The 18,389-nt window shown below is 67.4% G+C and carries 14 protein-coding genes; 5 read left to right on the top strand and 9 right to left on the bottom strand.

The window, feature by feature from the left end:
• Positions 1-203: 203 nt before the first annotated feature.
• Positions 204-1,214 (top strand): hypothetical protein, encoded by a 1,011-nt coding sequence (locus ACFWF1_RS43790; RefSeq protein ID WP_379292160.1) that lies wholly within the window; start codon positions 204-206, stop codon positions 1,212-1,214.
• On the opposite strand, the gene ACFWF1_RS43785 is transcribed toward ACFWF1_RS43790, so the two are convergent.
• From ACFWF1_RS43785 to tkt, 7 genes are all read right to left on the bottom strand, one after another.
• Positions 1,136-1,732, bottom strand: a complete 597-nt coding sequence (locus ACFWF1_RS43785; RefSeq protein WP_379292159.1) for a hypothetical protein — start codon at positions 1,730-1,732, stop codon at positions 1,136-1,138. The two genes, ACFWF1_RS43790 and ACFWF1_RS43785, sit on opposite strands and share 79 nt — an antisense overlap.
• A gap of 2 nt (positions 1,733-1,734) precedes the next feature.
• Positions 1,735-4,458 carry a thiamine pyrophosphate-dependent enzyme gene (locus ACFWF1_RS43780; RefSeq protein ID WP_379292158.1) on the bottom strand — a complete coding sequence of 908 codons (2,724 nt, stop codon included), beginning with the start codon at positions 4,456-4,458 and terminating at the stop codon, positions 1,735-1,737.
• Positions 4,459-4,752: 294 nt separating this feature from the next.
• Positions 4,753-5,502 (bottom strand): 6-phosphogluconolactonase, encoded by a 750-nt coding sequence (pgl, locus tag ACFWF1_RS43775; RefSeq protein ID WP_379292157.1) that lies wholly within the window; start codon positions 5,500-5,502, stop codon positions 4,753-4,755.
• Positions 5,495-6,403: a glucose-6-phosphate dehydrogenase assembly protein OpcA gene (gene opcA, locus ACFWF1_RS43770; protein ID WP_379292156.1), complete on the bottom strand. Its 909-nt coding sequence runs from the start codon at positions 6,401-6,403 to the stop codon at positions 5,495-5,497. Before opcA ends, pgl begins: the two co-directional genes overlap by 8 nt.
• Positions 6,400-7,959, bottom strand: coding sequence for a glucose-6-phosphate dehydrogenase (gene zwf / locus ACFWF1_RS43765; protein ID WP_379292155.1), 1,560 nt, complete (start codon positions 7,957-7,959; stop codon positions 6,400-6,402). The genes opcA and zwf overlap by 4 nt, the downstream gene beginning before the upstream one ends.
• Before the next feature lie 5 nt (positions 7,960-7,964).
• Positions 7,965-9,095 (bottom strand): transaldolase, encoded by a 1,131-nt coding sequence (gene tal, locus ACFWF1_RS43760; RefSeq protein WP_379292154.1) that lies wholly within the window; start codon positions 9,093-9,095, stop codon positions 7,965-7,967.
• 6 nt (positions 9,096-9,101) lie between these two features.
• On the bottom strand, positions 9,102-11,243 hold the full coding sequence (gene tkt / locus ACFWF1_RS43755; RefSeq protein WP_379292153.1) for a transketolase: 2,142 nt from the start codon (positions 11,241-11,243) through the stop codon (positions 9,102-9,104).
• Between the two features lie 630 nt (positions 11,244-11,873).
• On the opposite strand from tkt, the gene ACFWF1_RS43750 reads away from it, so the two are divergent.
• On the top strand, positions 11,874-12,860 hold the full coding sequence (locus tag ACFWF1_RS43750; protein ID WP_379292152.1) for a heme o synthase: 987 nt from the start codon (positions 11,874-11,876) through the stop codon (positions 12,858-12,860).
• Between the two features lie 94 nt (positions 12,861-12,954).
• Here the strand turns inward: ACFWF1_RS43750 and ACFWF1_RS43745 are convergent, their stop codons facing one another.
• On the bottom strand, positions 12,955-14,382 hold the full coding sequence (locus ACFWF1_RS43745) for an FAD-dependent monooxygenase (protein ID WP_379292151.1): 1,428 nt from the start codon (positions 14,380-14,382) through the stop codon (positions 12,955-12,957).
• Positions 14,383-14,472: 90 nt separating this feature from the next.
• Here ACFWF1_RS43745 and ACFWF1_RS43740 point away from each other — a divergent pair, with 90 nt between their 5' ends.
• Positions 14,473-15,069: a TetR/AcrR family transcriptional regulator gene (locus tag ACFWF1_RS43740; protein ID WP_379292150.1), complete on the top strand. Its 597-nt coding sequence runs from the start codon at positions 14,473-14,475 to the stop codon at positions 15,067-15,069.
• Positions 15,070-15,502: 433 nt separating this feature from the next.
• Here the strand turns inward: ACFWF1_RS43740 and ACFWF1_RS43735 are convergent, their stop codons facing one another.
• Complete coding sequence (locus ACFWF1_RS43735) at positions 15,503-16,468, bottom strand: quinone oxidoreductase family protein (protein WP_379292149.1); 966 nt, start codon at positions 16,466-16,468, stop codon at positions 15,503-15,505.
• 117 nt (positions 16,469-16,585) lie between these two features.
• Between ACFWF1_RS43735 and ACFWF1_RS43730 the strand changes: the two genes are divergently transcribed.
• Both ACFWF1_RS43730 and ACFWF1_RS43725 read left to right on the top strand, forming a co-directional pair.
• A complete protein-coding gene (locus tag ACFWF1_RS43730) occupies positions 16,586-16,936 on the top strand; it encodes a hypothetical protein (RefSeq protein ID WP_379292148.1) in 351 nt (116 codons plus the stop codon).
• 3 nt (positions 16,937-16,939) lie between these two features.
• A complete protein-coding gene (locus ACFWF1_RS43725; protein ID WP_379292147.1) occupies positions 16,940-17,737 on the top strand; it encodes a transporter substrate-binding domain-containing protein in 798 nt (265 codons plus the stop codon).
• Positions 17,738-18,389: the final 652 nt, after the last annotated feature.

Here is an 18,389-nt window from a genome sequence, read left to right as displayed (position 1 = left end):
CCTTGAACGCCTTCGCTATCACCTTCGAAGGCCGCATCACGCCGAGTAGTAACTAACCGATGCCAGGGCAGATCCACCGTTAATCTGACACTCCCCTATTCTCAGTGCCGATCCCGAGTGAGAGTGCAGATTTTTATCCACAGGGCCCGAGTTGTGCACATTGGCGGGGTGGTGGGTGGTGGGCGGGGGGAGCGGCGGTGACGATGGTTCGCATGGGGCAGTTGGATGTGCGTCGGCGGGGTGCGGAGTTGCGGCGTGGACTCAGCGACGAAGAGATTCGTCGTCGATATACCGGCACCGACTGGCATCGCTTGCGTTGGGGCGCATACGTCGAGCGCTTGCCGTATGAGGAACTTGATGGCGTCGACCGGCACCGGACGCTCGTCGACGCGATTGTGCCGACCATGGCGGACGACGCGGTCGTCAGTCATCAGTCCGCCGCAGTGATCTATGGGGCACCGCTGTGGCAGGCACCGTTGGATCGGGTCATGGTCACGCGAAACCGCCGCTCGGGCGGTCGGATCAAGTCGGACGTCAAAGTTCACTGTGCGCCGATGGATGCTGTGGTCGAGGTGGATGGTCTGCTGGTTACGACGCCGGCCAGGACAGTGGTAGACCTGGCGCGGACATTGCCGTTCGAATCGGCAGTCGTCACCGGAGATGCGCTGGTACGTGACTTCGGCTTATCAGGGGTCGATCTCGCGGCCGAACTAGAGGTGGCGAAATCTCGCCGCGGCATCGCAGCTGCGCGTCGCGTAGTTTCGTTCTTGGACGGGCACAGTGAGAGTGTGGGCGAGTCACGTAGCCGCGCGATGTTCGCCCGGCTCGGGTTGCCCGCACCGATTTCCCAAGGAATTGTCTTCACCTCGGCGCACAAAGTCTTGGGGCGAGTCGACTTCTATTTCGAGGGCACCGGAGTGCTGTGCGAGTTCGACGGCCGGATCAAATACGGCCGACTGCTTCGCCCCGGGCAAGAACCCGGCGACGCGGTGTTCGCCGAGAAGATTCGCGAGGATGCGATGCGCGCCTGCGGATTCCAACTGATCCGATGGACGTGGCAAGACCTGACCACCGAACACCCCGCCACCCGAATACGCGCAGCACTGGCTCGCCAGCGAAACACACGAGCCGACGGCTACATCACCCAGGCCCCCCTCCCACCGCCCCGCCCGTATGTGAGCAAAATCTGCACCCTGACTCGGGATCGGCACTGAGAATAGGGCCCTATTCCGAGTGCTGATCCCGAGTCAGGGTGCGGATTTCTAGCTGCGGGGCGCAGTCGGAGGGTGGCGGTGGTGCGGACTCGTTGGGTTCGGCCTTGGGCGGCCAGCAGGGTGAGGGCGGCGCGGGAGGTTACGGTGTCGGCGGCCTTGCGTTGGAACCAGTCGGTGGTGGCGACGACGTCCTCGGGGGTCCACGGGTGGTCCAGGGTGATCGACTTCAGGAGGGACCATTCCTGTAGACGGCGGATCAGGAAGTCGTGGTCGGCGAGTTGTTCGGTGATAACGACAGCCCATTGATCGAATTTGCGGGCGTCGAGTTGAATCAGTTGCGCCGCAAGGGTATTCAGGTGCTCCGACACGGCTGACTCGGCCATGGTCTGATCGGGGTCGCGTAGGACGGCAGCCACGAGTTCCGGTTCGGCCGCGTCGGTTACAGCGGCCAAGTCTTGCTGGTATTGCCGGTATCGCAGGTGTTCTTCAGGGGCCGTGTCCTCAATGTGGCCTGACATGTTCACTCCGCCAGGAGTTTTCCGGCGGCGGTTTCGATTTTGGTTTCGTCGAGGAGGACGGTGTCGGCGGCGGGGCCCAGGGGGATGAAGGTGTCTTCGCTGGTTGCTCGGGAGATGCGCCCTTCGAAGCCTGCGTCGATCAGGGCTGCGTAGATTGATTCGGAGACGCCGCCGCTGTGGCGGGTTTCGTCGGCGATGAGGACTCGGCCAGTGGCTCGGGCGTGCTGGAGGAGGTCGTCCAGGGGGAGGGGGGAGAGCCAGCGGAGGTCGAGGACTCGGGTTCGGATGCCTCGGTCGGCTAGGCGGCGAGCGACGCGCAGGCTCATGGGGACGCCGTTGGCGAAGGTGACGATGGTGAGGTCAGTGCCGTCGCCGTAGACGCGGGCGCGGCCGATCTCGGCGTGAGTGGTGTCGGAAGGTGCTGCGAGCCAGGCGTTGTCGCCTGGTTCGTGCAGGTCACGGGTGTGGTAGAGGGCGATGGGTTCCAGATAGATACAGACGCGGCCGTCTACTCGGGCGGCGGAGACGCAGGTGCGCAGGAGGGCGGCGGCGTCGTCGGCGCGGGCGGGCGAGGCGACGATGACGCCGGGGATGTCGCGGAGGGCGGCGATGGAATTGTCGTTGTGGAAGTGGCCGCCGAAGCCCTTTTGGTAGGCGTAGCCGGCGATGCGGACCACCATCGGATTGTGGTAGCTGCCATTGGAGAAGAACGAGAGGGTGGCGGCCTCGCCGCGCAGTTGGTCGGCGGCGTTGTGCACGTAGGCCAGGTACTGGATTTCGGGGATCGGGATGAAACCGGCGAGCGCGGTACCGAGTGCGGTGCCGAGCACGCTCTGCTCATCGAGCAGCGTGTCGAACACGCGGCGCTTGCCGAATTGCTTTTGAAGACCCTTGGTTACGCCGTACACGCCGCCCTTGCGGCCGACGTCCTCGCCGAAAACGAGTACGTCGGAGTCGCGGGTCAGCAGGTTGGCGAGGGTTCGGTTGATGGCCTGGCCGAGGGTCATCGGCTCTGCGGTCGCTGCAGCATGATGTGGTTCGCTCTCGCCAGTCCCCATGGCGCGTTGTACCGCAGTCTGCGGGACGGAGGTGTCGCGTGCGCCAGCGATGTGCGGTGCGTCGGCGGGGGCCGTACTTGCTGAGTCGGCCGATGCCCGGAGGTCGGCCGCTCGACCACCCGCCGACTGTCGGCCCTCCTGTCGGACTTCGCCGCCAGTCATGCCGGTCGCCGACGTCGACGTCGAGACCGCAGCATCGGAACGCACTCCGACCGCAGGCCGCCGGATCGTCGGTGCCGCAGTGTTGGGCAGGGCTTCGGTGGTCGGTCTGGTCGTGGGTGCTGCGGTGTTGGGCGGGGCTTCGGTGGAGGGTCTGGTCGTGGGTGCCGTGGTGTTGGGTAGGGCTTCGGTGGAGGGTCTGGTCGTGGGTGCCGTGGTGTTGGGTAGGGCTTCGGTGGTTGGTCTGGTCGTGGGTGCCGTGGTGTTGGACAAGGCTTCGGCTGCGGACTGTCCGGCCGTTGGCGCCGCCGAGTCGCCCGGCCTTGTGCCGATTCGAAGCACGTCCTCGCGTATCAGCGCGGGGCGGGAGGGGGCGAGTGATGCCAGCACTCCGGCTGAGGACGTCAATTTCGGTTCGCGCCAGACGGTTTCGGCTGTCGCAGTGACGCGGTGGGCGATGTCGTCGTAGCGGGCGAGGACCTCGGCCGGGGTGGCTACGCCGGTGGCGACGAGCAGGCGGGCGGTCGCGGTGACCGGGTCGCGGAGGAGGTCGGCGGCGATATCGGCGGGGCGGCGGTAGGCGGCTTCGACGTCGGAACCGGCGTGGCCCATCAGGCGGACCGTTCGCAGGTGCAGGAAGGCGGGCTTGCGGTGCTCGCGGACCCAGGCGGCGGCCGCGGTCGAAGTGGTCAGCGCGTCAACGGGATCGCAGCCGTCGCCACTGAAGTACTCCAGGCCGGCACGGGAGCCGTAAGCCTGCTGGATCCAATCGGCGGGGGTTGGCACGCTGATGCCGATGCCGTTGTCCTCGCAGAGGAACAGGATGGGCAACGGAACACCTTGGCGGGCAGTGTGAATCGCCGCGTTGATCGCGCCGGTCGCGGTGGAGTGGTTGGCCGAGGCGTCGCCGAAACTGCACAGCACCACCGCATCCGACGGCCACTCGCTCGAAATGCCCAGCCGCGCGGCACGATCGATCGCGAAGGCGAGACCGACCGCGCGGGGCAGGTGCGAGGCGATGGTCGAGGTCTGCGGGATGATGGCGGCGGGCTTACTGCCGAACACCTTGTGCCGCCCACCGGAGATCGGATCCGCAGCCGCGGCGACGATGCCGAGCAGCACGTCACGTATCGGGTCGAGGCCGGGCACCCGCCGGGTGCGTTGCACGAAGAACGCGCCGGACCGGTAGTGCAGCAGCGCCGGATCGGTCACCCGAAGCGCCACCCCGAGCGCCGCATTCCCCTCGTGCCCCGACGACCCGATGCTGTAATATCCGCGCTTACTCGCACCCAACTGCCGAGCCGCCAGATCCAGCTGCCTGCTCGTCGCCTGCGACTCGAACAACTCCAGCAAAACCTCGCCGGTGACCCCGGGCGCGATGTCGTCCACCGCCACACGCCCCGGCGTCAGCGCACCGACCGCCGCCCGAAACCGATCATCAAGAACCTTGCCCGGGCTGGATCCGGGGTTCGCGTCCCGCTCGCTCATTCGCGCCAGCTTATCGGTCATCCGATGATTTTGCGCGCCATCGGTGCTCTGACCGGACTAATTCCCGTCCATTGCCCTCATTACACGCGAATGGTCGGCGATCAAGGCCGAATACCAAACACGTTCGCAACGCCGGAGACACCGGCCCAGCCCGCTGCCTACCCGCAGCCACGGCCAACCCACCGGACAGTACCTCTCAGTCGATTGCCGACTGGGACCTGGTGGCGGGCCCACTCGATGTTCTCCGCTGTCCCGTTCGGCGGTCGATGATCCGAGGTTGGTGCGCCGAAGGGACGTGGTGGCGGGGTGACTCGCTCAGTCTGGCAGTTGCAGGGACGATGCGGCGTCTTGGTCGAGCAGCCAGGTGGTGGATTCGAGGCCGACCGCCCCCGCGGAGGGGATGTCGACGGGGTCTGCGCCGGAGATGGCTTCGGCGACCGCGTCGGCCTTCGCGGCCCCGCCGACGACCAGTACCACGTGGCGGGTGCGGCGGATGGCGGGGATGGTGAGGGTGACGCGGACCGGTGGGGGTTTCGGCGAATTGGTTACGGCGACAACGAGTTCGTGTTCCTCGCGGACCGCGTCGGTGTGCGGGAACAGCGAGTTGATGTGGCCTTCGCCGCCCATGCCGAGCAGGTGCAGGTCGAAGGAGCCGTGTTCGGCGAGGTAAGCGTGTACGGCCGTGGAGTATTCGGCGGCGGCCTCGATCGGGTCGGGGTATTCGCCGTCGGAGGCTGCGACCGGATGTACTCGGGCCGGGTCGACGGGGACGTGGTCGAGCAGGGCCTGGCGGGCCTGGAGGTCGTTGCGTTCCGCATCGCCGGCGGGCACGAAACGTTCGTCGCCCCAGAAGAAGTCGACGCTGGACCAGTCGATATCACCCGGGGATTTGCGGACCAGTTCGAGCAGCCCGATGCCGGTGCCGCCGCCGGTCAGCACGACCGAGGCGGTGCCGCGCTCGGCCTGGGCGGCGGCGACCACCTCGACGAACCGGGCCGCCGCGGCGGCGATCAGCGATTCGGTATCGATGTGGACTTCGACTGTGTCGCTGGCGGACTCACTCATAGGTCACCTTCTCGATTCCGGCGAGCGCCTCGGCGTAGATCTCATCGGCGTCCAGTCTGCGCAGTTCCTCGGCCAGGCAGTCGCGAGTTTCCCGGCGTGCCAGGGCGATTCGCTGATCCGGATCACCGGTGCGGGTCAGTGTCGCGGTGCGCCCGGTCTGCGGGCGTTCGATGGTGACCGAGACCGACGGGCGGTGGATCTCCACCCGCAGTGCGCCGGAGCGGCGGATCACCGGGCAGCCGAGCCGGATAGCGAGCCAACCGGCCAGGGTGTCCAGCGCCGGTTCGTCGCGCAGGCCGGACACCAGCACCGAGTCGACCGGCTCGAACGGCGGCTCGTCCAGCGCGGCGGCCAGCAGCGCACGCCAGTAGGTGATCCGGCTCCAGGCCAGATCGGTGTCGCCGGCGGCGTAGGAGGCGAGCCGCTTCTTGATCGTGGCCTGCGGGTCGGCGGCGAAGGTGGCGTCGGTGATGCGCCGAGTCGCCAAGCGTCCCACCGAATCCTTGGACGGGAACTCCGGGGCGCCGCGCGGCCACCAGGCCACCACGGGGGTGTCCGGCAGCAGGAACGGGATGACGACGCTGCTCTCGTGATTGATCAGCTCACCCTGCAGCCGCAGCACGATCACCTCGGCCGCGCCCGCATCGCCGCCGACCCGGATCTGCGCGTCCAGTCGGGTTTCGGCGTCTCGATCGCCGCGCGCCAAAACGACCACCCGGCAAGGGTGTTCGCGGCTGGCGTCGTTGGCGGCGTCGATGGCGTCCTCGGCCTCGGAGCTGTCCAGCGTGCACACCACCAGGGTGAGCACCCGCATCATGGTGATCACGCCGTTGCTCTCGCGCAGCTGCACGATCCGCTTGGTGACCTCGCCGGTGGTGGTGTTCGGGATGTCGATGATCACGGCCGCCGCCATTCGCGCCCGGTGCGTGCGAGCATCTCGTCGGCCGAGGACGGGCCCCAGGTGCCCGCCTCGTACGGTTCGGGTTTACCTTCTTCGGCCCAGCGCTCCAGCACCGGATCCAAGATGCCCCAGGACAATTCGACCTCCGCGTTCACCGGGAACAGCGACGGAACTCCGAGCAGCACGTCGAGGATGAGCCGTTCGTAGGCCTCGGGGGAGGACTCGGTGAACGCCTCGCCGTAACTGAAATCCATGTTGACGTCGCGCACTTCCATGCTCGACCCCGGCACCTTCGAGCCGAACCGGGTGGTGATGCCCTCGTCCGGCTGCACCCGGATGACCAGCGCGTTCTGGCCGAGATCCTCGGTCATCGTCTGGTCGAACGGCAGGTGCGGCGCCCGTTTGAAGATCACCGCGATCTCGGTGACCCTGCGCCCCAACCGTTTTCCGGTGCGCAGATAGAACGGCACCCCGGCCCAGCGGCGCGTGTCGACCTCGAGGGTGATCGCGGCGTAGGTCTCGGTGCGCGATTCCGGATCGAAACCCTCCTCGTTGAGCAGGCCGACCACCTGCTCGCCGCCCTGCCAGCCGTCCGCGTACTGTCCGCGCGCGGTCGTCTCGTCCAGCGGCTCAACGAGTTTCGTGGCCGAGAGCACCTTGATCTTCTCGGCCTGCAACTGCTTGGGCTGGAAGCTGATCGGCTCCTCCATCGCGGTGAGCGCGAGCAGCTGCAGCAGGTGGTTCTGGATGACGTCGCGGGCCGCGCCGATGCCATCGTAATAGCCTGCGCGCCCGCCCAATCCGATGTCCTCGGCCATGGTGATCTGCACATGGTCGACGTAGTTGGCGTTCCAGATCGGATCGTAGAGCTGGTTGGCGAAGCGCAGCGCCAGGATGTTCTGCACCGTCTCTTTGCCGAGGTAGTGGTCGATGCGGAAGACCGTCTCCTCCGGGAACACGCCGTTGACCAGCGCGTTGAGCTCCTGGGCGCTTTCCAGATCGTGCCCGAACGGCTTCTCGATCACCACCCGCCGCCACGGCTTGCGGCCCGCGGCGTCGGTGCTGCTCGGCTGGGCGAGCCCGTGCTCGGAGAGCTGGTTGAGCACCACGGGGAACATGTTCGGCGGAATCGACAGGTAGAAGGCGTGATTGCCGCCGGTGCCGCGGTCCTTGTCCAGCTTCGCCAAGGTGTCGGCGAGGGTGGCGAAGGCCTGGTCGTCGTCGAAACTGCCCTGCACGAAGCGGATGCCCTCGGCCAGGTGGTCCCAGACCTCCTGGCGGAAGGGCGTGCGGGCGTGCGTCTTCACCGAGTCGAGCACGACCTTGGCGAAGTCCTCGTCCGCGTAATCGCGCCGGGCGAAGCCGACCAGCGCGAAACCCGGGGGCAGCAGCCCCCGGTTCGCGAGGTCGTAGATGGCCGGCATCAATTTCTTCCGGGACAGGTCACCGGTGACACCGAAGATCACCACGCTGCACGGGCCCGCGATGCGCGGCACCCGCTTGTCCCGCTCGTCGCGCAGCGGGTTCTGCCAGGTCGGGGTTTTGGGGCCGGCCATCGTCGTCAGTTTTTCCCGGCTGCGGAGAGTTCTTCGGTCGTGGCGGAAAGCAGTTCCGCCCAAGACTTCTCGAACTTGTCCACGCCTTCGCGCTCCAGCACCTCGAACACGTCGTCGAGGTCGATGCCGACGGCGCTGAGCTTGTCGAACACCTCCTGCGACGCCGGGCCGGTGCCGCTGAGCGTGTCGCCGCGGATCTCGGCGTGATCGGCGACCGCCTCCAGGGTCTTCTCCGGCAGCGTGTTCACCGTGTTCGGGCCGACCAGCTCGGTGACGTACATGACGTCGGAGTACTCCGGGTTCTTCACACCGGTCGAAGCCCACAGCGGCCGTTGCCGATTCGCGCCGGCCGCACCGAGGTGGTTGTACGTCGAGGTGTGCGCGCCACCGTCGAACACATCCTGGTATTCGGCATAGGCCAAGCGCGCGTTGGCGATTCCGGCCAGTCCGCGCAGCGCGAGGGCCTCGTCGGAGCCGATCGCCTCGAGCCGCTTGTCGATCTCGGTGTCCACCCGGGACACGAAGAACGAAGCGACCGAATGGATCTTGCCGAGGTCGTGGCCCGCGGTCTTGGCGCCGCGCAGCCCGTCGAGGTAGGCGCCCATCACCGCGCGGTAGCGCTTGACGGAGAAGATCAGCGTGACGTTCACGCTGATGCCCTCGGCGATCACCCGGGTGATCGCGGGCAGGCCCGCCTCGGTGGCCGGGATCTTGATGAACAGGTTCGGCCGGTCGACGGTCTTCCACAGGTCGATGGCCTGCGCGACGGTCTTGTCCGCGTCGAACGCGAAGCGGGGATCGACCTCGATGGAGACGCGGCCGTCGACGCCGTTGGACGCCTCGAAGGCGCCGGTGAAGACGTCACAGGCCGAGCGCACGTCGTCGGTGGTGATGGTGCGGATCGCGGCATCGGCGTCCGCGCCTTGGGCGGCAAGCTCTTTCAGCTGTCCGTCGTAGGCGTGGCCCTTGCTCAGTGCGCCCTGGAAGATCGTCGGGTTGGTGGTGACCCCGACGACGCTGCGGGTCTCGATCAGCTCGGCCAGGTTGCCGGACTGGATCCGATCCCTGGACAGGTCGTCGAGCCATACGGATACGCCTGCCGCGGCGAGGGCGGCAGTATTCGCGTTCTGTGCCATGAGCGCTTATCCCTTCACGTTCTCGAGTGTGCGCTGCGCGGCCGCAACGACGTTGTCGGCGGTGAATCCGAACTCGCGGAACAGGGTCTTGTAGTCGGCGGAAGCACCGAAGTGCTCGATCGAGACCGTCTCGCCCGCGTCACCGACGAATCGGTGCCATGGCATCGAGATACCTGCCTCGACGGCGACCCGAGCGCGGATCGCGGGCGGGAGCACCTCGTCCCGGTACGCCTTGTCCTGCGCGTCGAACCACTCCACACACGGCATCGAGACCACCCGGGTGCCGATGCCCTGCGCCTCCAATGTAGTCCTGGCGTCGACGGCGAGCTGGAGCTCCGAACCGGTAGCGATGAGAATCACCTGCGCAGTGCCGGTGGATGATTCGGCGAGGATGTAGCCGCCCTTGGCGACGCCCTCGTAGCTGGTGCCCGCCTGGATCGGCAGATCCTGGCGGGTCAGCGCGAGCGCGGACGGGCCGTCCTGGTGCGGCAGCTCGGACACCGAGAAGTGCGAGGTGTGCTCGCTGCTGTCACGCTCCAGGATGGTGCGCCACGCGTAGCTGGTCTCGTTGGCGTCGCCCGGGCGGACGACGTTGAGGCCGGGGATGGCGCGCAGCGCGGCGAGGTGCTCGATCGGCTGGTGCGTCGGGCCGTCCTCGCCGAGGCCGATGGAGTCGTGCGTCCACACGTAGATGGCGGGCACGCGCATCAGCGCGGCCAGGCGCACCGCGGGACGCATGTAATCGCTGAACACCAGGAAGGTGCCGCCGTACGGGCGGGTCGGGCCGTGCAGCGCGATGCCGTTGAGGATCGCGCCCATCGCGTGCTCGCGCACACCGAAGTGCAGGGTGCGGCCGTACGGGTTGGCCTTCCACATGCCGGTGGAGATCGACTCGGGGCCGAAGCTGCCCTCGCCGGGCATGGTGGTGTTGTTGGACTCCGCGAGGTCGGCCGAGCCGCCCCACAGTTCCGGCAGCACGGGCGCGAGTGCGGCGAGCACCTTGCCGGACGCCTTGCGGGTGGCGACACCCTTCGGGTCGGGCTCGTAGGTCGGCAGGCTCTCGGCCCAGCCCTTCGGCAGGTCGCGCTTGGCGAGCCGGTCGAAGAGGGCCTTGTTGTCCGGGTTGGCCTGCGCCCACGCGTCGAACTGCTGCTGCCAGGCGGCGTGCGCCTGCTTGCCGCGCTCGACGGCCTTGCGGGTGTGCTCGATGACCGCGGCGTCGACCTCGAAACTCTGCTCCGGATCGAAGCCGAGCACCTTCTTGGTCGCGGCCACTTCGTCCGCACCCAGCGCGGCGCCGTGCGCGGCACCGGTGTTCATCTTGGTGGGCGCCGGGTAGCCGATGATGGTGCGCAGCACGATGATCGACGGCTTGCCGGTCTCCGCCTTGGCGGCGGCCAGCGCCGACTCGATGGCGACGACGTCCTCGCCACCCTCGACCACCTGGACATGCCAGCCGTACGCCTCGTAGCGCTTGGCGACGTCCTCGGTGAACGCGATGGTGGTGTCGTCCTCGATGGAGATCTTGTTGTCGTCGTAGATCAGCACGAGGTTGCCGAGCTGCTGGGTGCCGGCGAGCGAGGACGCCTCGGAGGTGACGCCCTCCTCCATGTCACCGTCGGAGGCGATCACGTAGATGAAGTGGTCGAACGGGCTCGCGCCTGCCGCGGCGTTCGGATCGAACAGGCCGCGCTCGCGGCGGGCCGCCATCGCCATGCCGACCGCGGAGGCCAGGCCCTGACCCAGCGGGCCGGTGGTGATCTCGACGCCGTCGGTGTGCCGGAACTCGGGGTGGCCCGGGGTGAGCGAGCCCCACTTGCGCAGGTTCTTCAGATCATCCAGTTCGAGACCGAAACCGGCCAGGTACAGCTGGATGTACTGGGTGATGCTGGAATGACCGCAGGACAGCACGAAGCGGTCCCGGCCGACCCAGCTCGGATCGCTCGGGTCGATCCGCATGGTGCGCTGATACAGCGAGTACGCCAGCGGCGCCAAGCTCATCGCGGTGCCAGGGTGCCCGTTTCCGGCGTTCTGCACCGCGTCCGCGGCGAGCACTCGGATGGTGTCGACGGCCTTGGTGTCCAGATCCGTCCAGTCGTCCGGGTGATTCGGCTGAGTGAGGGCGCGGATGTCGTCTGTGACTGACACGACCGAGGTTCTCCTGACATTGGTTTCGTCGACGGCGGCAATTCTGGCGGCGATGAACGCACGGCAGCGCGCGTGCTTACCGGGTGTGTACCCAACCACCCTAGATGTGCCCGTTGAGCGGCACGAGGGGAACCCTGTGTTTATTTGCTGTGTCGATCTGCCGCGCGGGCGCGGCGTGTTCGCGGCCCGCACGACGGCATCGCGCAGCGATTCGATGAGGGCGGTGGTCGGGCGACGAGTGGGCCTCGCGTCCGAGCGGTCGAGACTCGCGCCAGCGGCGCATGCGCTTCGACTACTCGGACGCCCGACGGGCCGCGAACGGCGCGCGTAAGACTCGCTTCGTGTGGGTTGGGTTGGGTCGATAGGTCACGACGAGGTTCGCTACAGCCATGTGTGCTGCGGCGGGTGTATTGCCCCGTGTGCTGGACCACATTTCGGAACTTGTTGCGTGGGGCTATGCGCGGAGCAGGGTCGGCGGGGGTCTACCATCCTCTGTAGTAGTAGCCGCGCCGCACGGCTGAAGGGGCGCCGAGGCGGGCGAAGGTCCAGCTCTCGCGCATCCAGGTCGGCGGGACCGAGCGCGCTGCTTGGTCCATGCCGGATGCGATGCACAGCGTGCGAGGAGAAACAGTGCGGATTGGGCAACAGCCGGGTGGCAATGACGCGCACGGCTCCGCTCCCACGGCGCTGGCCGACCGGTTCACGGGTCCAGGCCTGCCGTCCCGATTGACCCGGCGGGTGCTCGCGTACATCGCGCTCACCAAGCCGCGGGTCATCGAACTGCTGCTCGTCGCGACGATTCCGACGATGCTGCTGGCCGACCGCGGGCACATCGACATCCGCCTCATCCTGGTCACCCTTTTCGGCGGCTGGATGGGTGCGGCCAGCGCGAACACCCTGAACTGCGTCGCCGACGCCGATATCGACAAGGTGATGAAGCGGACCGCGAAGCGCCCGCTGGCCAGGGAGGCGGTGCCCACCTCGCACGCCTTCGTGTTCGGTGTGGTGCTCGGCCTCGCCTCATTCGCCTGGCTGTGGTGGCAGGCGAACCTGCTCAGCGGTGTGCTGGTGGTCGCGACGATCCTGTTCTACGTCTTCGTCTACACCCTCGGCCTCAAGCGCCGCACCTCACAGAATGTGGTGTGGGGCGGCGCCGCCGGCTGCATGCCCGCTCTCGTCGGCTGGTCCGCGGCCACCGGCGGCATCGGCTGGCCCGCGATCGCGTTGTTCGGTGTCATCTTCTTCTGGACGCCGCCGCACACCTGGGCGCTGGCGATGCGCTACAAGGAGGACTACCGCGCGGCGGGCGTGCCGATGCTGCCGGTGGTGGCGACCGAGCAGGTGGTAACCAAGCAGATCGTCATATACACCTGGCTCACCGTACTCACCACCTTGGCCCTGGCACCCGCGGCCGGCGTGGTCTATACCGCCGTCGCACTGGTGGCCGGAGCATGGTTCCTGCTCATGGCCCACCAGCTGTACTCGGGTGTGCGACGCGGCGAATCGGTGAAGCCACTGCGCCTGTTCCTGCAGTCGAACAACTATCTCGCCGTAGTGTTCTGCGGTCTCGCAGTCGATTCCGTGCTCGGCTGGGACACCATCGGCAGCTGGTTCTAAGCGCACGAACGTCATATCGCGCGCACTGATTCGCTCCCCGCGCGGGAATTCGCTGATGAATTCGTGCGCGGCAGGACGAGATGCGCGCGGCGGTTCAGGCGCGGTGGCCGAGGTAGCCGTCGGGCCGGATCCAGATGCGGGTACCGGGGGCGGCGGCATACGCGGCGAACGCGTGGCCTTCGATGTCGATGACGTGCCGCTCGGACGTCGCGGTGCCGGGGCGGACTACCGCGTAGGCCGTCACGCCCGGTTCGACCGGAAGTTCACCGGTCTCGCCGAAATACAGCACTGTCGCGCGTGGACTGCGGAACAGGTCGAAGAGGCGAATCGGGTTGCCTGCCATGTCTTTCAGCGGCGCGTCGGGGGCGCGATCGCCCGGGACCAGTGGACCGTGGTCGGCCGGGTCGCGGTAGCTGATGTCGAGTTGCTGGGTTTCCGGGCCGCGTTTCATCGCGTCCTCGCCGCCGTCGACCAGTTTGCCGAGCAGTTCGGAGCTGACGCCGAGCACGCGGGCGGCGACCGTCCTGCGCTCGGATTCGTAACTGTCCAACAGTGATTCGTCGCCGTTGAGGGCGGTGGCCAGCTTCCAGCCGAGGTTGTAGGCGTCCTGGATGCCGGTGTTCATGCCCTGCCCGCCGGTCGGTGGGTGGACGTGGGCGGCGTCGCCGGCCAGGAAGACGCGTCCGTCCCGGAACCGTTCGGCCAGCCGGACATTCGGTCGCCACACCGTCACCCAGGTCAGGTCGGTCAGTGTGATGTCGGTGCGGCCGGAGTAGCGGTCGACGTACTCCTGCAGCACCGTGAGGGTCGGCTCGGCGTCGCCGGTCAGCGGGGCCGCGAACTGGAATTGGCGGCCACCGGGCAAGGGGGACATGGCGATTCCCGCCATCGGCCGGTCGGCTCCGGCGAACCAGTAGCCGAACTCGTGGTCGAGCGCGTCGGCCCGGACATCGCCGAGCAGCATCCGCAGCGATTCGTCGGTCGTGCCCTCGAACGCGATACCCAATGTTTTGCGCACCGTGCTGCGCCCGCCGTCGGCGCCGACCAGGTAGGCGGCCCGCACGGTCTCGGTGATGCCGTCGCGGGTCAGGGTCGCGGTGACGCCGCTCGCGTCCTGGGTGAATTCCGCCAGCGCCGTGCCGAGTTCGACCCGCACGCCGAATTCCGCGAGCCGATCGCGCAGGATCCCCTCGGTCCTGGACTGTCCGAGCACCCACGGATTGGGGTAGGGGAGCGTGGGTGTCGGCTCGATCGGCTCCCACATCCGGCGCTCGCCGACGAATTCGCCGCCGAGGTAGGCCCGCATGATCGGCGCCGGGATGCCCGCCGCGAGCACCGCGTCGATCACGCCGAGGTCGTCGAATACCTCCAGCGTGCGGGGCTGGATGCCGTCGCCGCGCGAGCCTGCGAAGAACTCGGTGGCCTGGTCGATGATCCGCACCGGAATGTCGCGACGGGCCAGTTCGATGGCGAGGGTCAATCCGGTGGGGCCCGCACCGGCGATGAGTACCTGGTTCTGCACTTTTTCTCCTGCATGAATTACTATTCAATGAATGTGAATTCAGTATTGGAGTTGGTACGTTCCCTGTCAAGGAGGTGGGTGCAGGTGTCGATGAGTCGCAAAGAGAAGTCGGCCGAGACCGAGCTCGCGTTGAAGGCGGCGGCCCTACGGCTGTTCGCCGAGCGTGGCTACCTGAACACCAAGATCGTCGACATCACGACCGCGGCGGGGCGCGCGGCCGGGTCGTTCTACAACCATTTCGCGGGCAAGGAAGAACTACTCCAGGCGCTGTTGAACGACGTCGCGGCGGCGAGCGACGTGACGGCCGAGGGGCCGGACCACAACCCGGACTTCACCGATCCGGCGGCGATCCGCTTCCACGTCGAGGGGTACTGGGCCGCGACGCGGCAGCACTGGGCGGTGTTCCGATCGATCCAGCAGGCCGCCCTGGTCAACGATGAATTCGCCAGGCAGGCAGGACAGTTCGCGATTCAGCAGCGGCGTGATATCGCCGATCACCTGGACTCGTTCGGCCCGCGCGGCCTCACCCTGCCCAGCACCCCCGATGCCAGCCTGGCCATGATGTTCCTGCTCGCGACGAGCATGGTGCAGGCCGTCGAAGAAGGTGCCGTCGAGCTGACCGACAAACAGGCCGTAGACGGCCTGACCCGGTTCATCTACCGAGGCCTGACCGGCCTCGACTACTAGCACCCCCAGACGCGCACCCCCGCACGCCTTTTGACACCCCGCACGCGCGTTGGCGCGGCGAGTCGTGGTGCGGGCCATCAGAAGGCGTGCGGCGAGTTAGGGAGCGGGCAGCCCGCTGGCCGGTCACGCCGAAGATCTATTGGACCTCACTCGCGCGGCGGTCTGGCTCGTAGACGCACGCCTTCTGACATCCGCGCGCGTGTTAGTGCGGCGAGTCGCGGTGCGGGACATCGGAAGGCGTGCGGCTGGTAGGGCGGCGGGCGGGCCGCTGGTCGAGGTCACGCTGAAGATCTGCTGGACCTCGCTCGCGTGGCGGAGTCCGGCGCGGCGGTCTGGCTCGCAGACGCACGCCTTCTGACATCGGCACGCGTGTTGGTTCGGCAAGTCGTGGTTTGGGACATCAGAAGGCGTGCGGCCTTAGCGCGGCAGCTTGTCAGGGGATCAGGACGATGGAGCCGGTTGTTTTGCGGGCCTCCAGATCGCGGTGCGCCTGCGCGGCCTCCGCGAGGGGGTAGGTCGCGCCGATCCGGATCTGGAGCGTGCCGTCGGCGATGGCGTTGAAGACATCCGTTGCGCGCCAGACCAATTCGGCGCGGTCGCGAGTGTAGAAGGCGAGGCTGGGGCGGGTGACGAACAGGGAACCCGCGCCGTTGAGCCGCTGCAGGTCGAACGGCGGGACCGGGCCGCTGGCGGCGCCGAAGAGGGCGAGCATGCCGCGTACGCGCAGCGAGGCGAGGCTGGCCTCGAAGGTGGCCGCGCCGACGCCGTCGTAAACGGCGGCGACACCGACGCCGTCGGTGAGCGCGCGGACCTGGTCGGCGAGGTCGTCGTCGTAGCGCAGCACCTCGGCGGCACCCGCCTCGCGGCACAGCTTTTCCTTCGGATCCGAGGACACGGTGGCGATCACCCGGGCACCACGGGCCGCGGCGAGCTGGGTCAGGATCAGGCCGACGCCGCCCGCACCCGCGTGCACGAGAACGGACTCGCCGGGCTGCGGGGTGTAGATCGATTCGATCAGGTAGTGCGCGGTCATGCCCTGGAGCAGCGCGGAGGCGGCGACGGCAGGGTCGACATCATCGGGGACCTTGATAGCGGCTGCCGCGTTTACCGCGACCCGCTCGGCATAGCTGCCCGGCGCGGTCGCCCATGCGACTCGGTCTCCGACGGCGAACTCGGTGACGTTCGCGCCGATTTCCGCGACCACACCGCTGGCCTCGGAGCCGGGGACATACGGCACGGCCTGCGGGTAGCGGCCGGTGCGAATGTAGGTGTCGATGTAGTTGATGCCGACCGCTTGGACGTCGACGAGCAGCTGATCGGGTCCGATCTGCGGGTCGGGCACCTCGACGTACTGGAGTACTTCGGGACCACCATGTTCGGACACCTGGATCGCACGCATGGGATCTGTTCTACACCCGTTCGGCAGGCGCGTCAGAACCGGAGCAGCCGGTATGCGGGCGACGAGAATTCGGCACGGGGGCTGGACCGTTTGCTACTGGCCGGTAAACTCCGAGTCATGAGTGCTCATGCCGCCACTGCCCCGGTGAAGTTGTCGGGCGCCCTCGTGGAGTCCGTCAAGGGATTCGTCGCCGATCACGACGGCTCGGCCACCGCCGTGCTGCAGCCGGTCGGCCGCGCGGGTGTCCGCGTGACGCTGGTCGGTGCCGATGGCATCCTCGGCGACCGGGTCGTCGCGGATCTGGCCACCGCGAAGGAACTCGTCGCCACCGTCGACGGCCTCACCGAGGCCGACGAGTGGGACCGTGAGCTGACCTCGATCGTCACCCCGCGTAAGTCGCACTGGACCAAGATGGCCGGCTGGGTAGCCCGGCAGAAGAAATTCCCCAAGGCGCGCAACGAGAACTGAGCGATGCGACTGACGCGGCTGTTCGGCCGTATCGGCGCGGTGCTGCTCGCCGGGTGCACAGTCCTTGTGGCACCGGCGATTCCGGCGGGAGCCGACGACGCCAACGCCCTGCGCGTGTGCACGCCGGGGGACTATCCGCCGTATTCGATCGCCGAGGGCGCGGGCGAATATCGCGGCATCGACATCGATTTGGCGCGTGGATTCGCTGAGGTACTCCGTCGTCCGGTCCAGTTCGTACCGGTCACCTGGGCGTCCATGAAAACGGATTTCGCTGCGCTGCACTGCGATATCGCCGTCGGCGGCATCTCCGACTCACCCGCCCGCCGCGCCTTCGCCGACTTCTCGATCACCTACGGCACCGACGGCAAGACACCGATCACCCGCCGTGGCGACGAGACCGCCTACGCGACGATCGAGCAGATCAACCGCCCCGAAGTACGGGTGATCGCGAATCGCGGTGGCACCAACGAGGAATTCGCCCGCAAGAACTTCCCCGACGCCCAATTAACCCTCTGGCCAGAGAATCTCACCCTCTTCGACGAGATCGACCAGGGCCGAGCCGACGTCTTCGTCACCGACGCCGTCGAGGGCCGCTACCGCGTCCGCCAGCATCCCGGCCTCCAAGTCCTGCACCCCGACAAGCCTTTCGACTCGTTCGGCAAGGTGCTGCTGGTCCGCAAGGACGCCCCACTCCTGTCCACCCCCCTTAACGCCTACCTGGCCACCCAACTCGCCACCGGCGGCATAGACCACCTGTTCGCCCAGTGGATCGGCCCGAACCCAACCACCCCCGTCGGCTAGCCCCCGTCCACACCGCCAACGCGACCGCCGCAAAAACCTGCACCCTAACTCGGGACCTGCACTGGCTTTAGGGCCCTATTCCGAGTGCATGTCCCGAGTACGAGTGCGGATTTTGAACCGTCACGGGTTTCGGGCCATCCCCGGACGGTTCATTTCCGGCAGCAGCCGTGAGCCGGGGCGGACAGTGGAATCCGCACGTTCGCTGGGGTAGATCTCGCGCTGGCCGCCGAACCGGCGGCGCAGATCGGAGCGAGCCCCGTGCCTGCCGATCTCACAGAGCGCCCATACCCCTCACAGCAGCTATAACTGCTGTGAGGGGTATGCACACTCTGTGAACCCCCCTCTGTACCGCCACGGGACCATCCGTGTGTTGTCCAAAGCGCTTGGGACGCAACCACAACCCGATCGCCACGCGAGAACCCATCCGTACACCCACTGTGCCAGCCGAACACCGCCTGTACCGGGTGTGGGGCTGACACAGCGGGTGAGCGGCCTCCAACGCGCCACGCGGGCAACGGAATCCGCACCTTGACTCGGGATCGGCACTGGCTTTAGGGCAAGGCCGTGAAGTTAAGGGGTTGAGGCTGAAGTCAACATTGCTGGTGATGTGGTGAAACATCAAGCGGGGCAAGCGGAGTCCAGGTAGACACGA

The sequence above is a fragment of the Nocardia sp. NPDC060255 genome (genome assembly GCF_042727395.1).
Taxonomy (GTDB): domain Bacteria; phylum Actinomycetota; class Actinomycetes; order Mycobacteriales; family Mycobacteriaceae; genus Nocardia.
Note: the sequence above shows the minus strand (reverse complement) of the source record. Positions and strands in the feature narration are given on the sequence as shown.